The sequence below is a fragment of the Halioglobus sp. HI00S01 genome, from assembly GCF_001635445.1.
GTDB lineage: Bacteria > Pseudomonadota > Gammaproteobacteria > Pseudomonadales > Halieaceae > Halioglobus > Halioglobus japonicus.
Genome location: NZ_LWEE01000248.1, coordinates 1 through 220, shown reverse-complemented (window position 1 = coordinate 220; position 220 = coordinate 1). Strand labels below are relative to the sequence as shown.

Sequence of the window (220 nt, the reverse complement as noted above, 5' to 3'; positions counted from 1 at the left end):
ATCCTGGCCCGTCAAGCGAACCGGATAGCCGTCCTCGAGCAGCGTTGCATAGGCCATGGTTTCCGCAAAACCCCAGTTAACAGGCGCTGCGCCGGCGGCCATCTTGCGCCGGTCTTCAATAATCTTGTTGACGGTGCGCTGTAGCGGAAAATTCTCCGGCGCTGCGTTGATCTCCTGACCCAGGGTCTGCAGCCGCTGCATATCCACTGTAGTATCTGCC

At 59.1% G+C, this 220-nt stretch carries 1 protein-coding gene; it reads right to left on the bottom strand.

Annotated features, from left to right (window positions below; all coding sequences use genetic code 11):
* Positions 1-207, bottom strand: a 207-nt coding sequence (locus A3709_RS17390) for a hypothetical protein (RefSeq protein ID WP_369795157.1), incomplete at its 3' end; no start/stop codon positions are given.
* Between the last annotated feature and the right edge of the window lie 13 nt (positions 208-220).